Source organism: Thermincola ferriacetica (genome assembly GCF_001263415.1).
Lineage (GTDB): Bacteria > Bacillota > Thermincolia > Thermincolales > Thermincolaceae > Thermincola > Thermincola ferriacetica.
Window position 1 is genome coordinate 1 of record NZ_LGTE01000067.1, and the last position, 891, is coordinate 891.

Here is an 891-nt window from a genome sequence, read left to right on the forward strand (position 1 = left end):
GGATGTCACCCGGAAGTGGATAACCCGAATCCAGAACTGGGGTACAATTTTGGCCCAATTTTCCATATATTTTGAAGAACGATTAGCTGGTTATCTTAAATAGGGGTTATACGGGTTTACACAAAATTCTTGACAGGCCCGAGGGCGCGCTTTTTTATAAAAAATTAATACCTTATTTTAAAAAAAATCGAGTAGGTAAACGCCGCGAAATGTAGCGGCGTTTTTCCCTCTCACAGAACCGTACGTACGGGCCTCATATACGGCTCCTGGTAAATCTCGGTCACTACGGTCGGCAGTGATGCAAAATGCCGACATTATATTTCTCCAGGTTTATTAAACCCAGTTCGTCGAACCACTTGTTGGGCAGAGTCATACTTATCAGTGGATTGGCTGAGTTCGTCCATGTGGTCACGGAGATTTTCTCAAAGGTGCCTTTATATCCTCTTCTTCGCAAGACTTTGTGTAACGGTTTCCAACTTTTCCATTCCTTCATTTTCTTCATTCGCAACCTGCGCCTTATTCACCCCATTAGCTCTGCAAAAACAGTCCGGCAGTTTGCTATTCTAAAATAATTTGCCCACCCTCTTAGTACAGGGTTTAGCTTTTCAACCATTTCTTTCACGCTCAGGCCATGATTTCTGGGTGTCATTTTCCTTATCTTGTCCCTGAAGTTCTTCAGTTTCTTAGGGCTGATGCTTACACTTTTGGAGTATATAACAAATCTAAGGTAAGCCACTTGGTCCATATCCACTACATAGCTTAAGCCGTATTTGTTCATGAACATCTCTGCCTTGGCCACCGCCTGCTGGCAGGAGCGTCCCGGCCTGTATCCATAGCTCGATGGATGAAAGTCCGGTTCAAAGATTGGTTGCAGGATGTTTAGAAGTGCTT

2 protein-coding genes are annotated in these 891 nt (G+C 43.9%); both read right to left on the bottom strand.

The genetic code is table 11. The features are described 5' to 3' along the window. Positions 1–283: 283 nt before the first annotated feature. Entirely contained in the window at positions 284–502 is a 219-nt protein-coding gene (locus Tfer_RS17025) for a hypothetical protein (protein ID WP_052219203.1), read from the bottom strand. Between the two features lie 18 nt (positions 503–520). Then, a partial coding sequence (locus Tfer_RS17030; RefSeq protein ID WP_282432081.1) for a group II intron maturase-specific domain-containing protein occupies positions 521–891 on the bottom strand: 371 nt, incomplete at its 5' end.

Bases quoted from the DNA above. Each gene is read 5' to 3' on its own strand.
- Tfer_RS17025 (WP_052219203.1), bottom strand. From the start codon at position 502: ATGAAGAAAATGAAGGAATGGAAAAGTTGGAAACCGTTACACAAAGTC.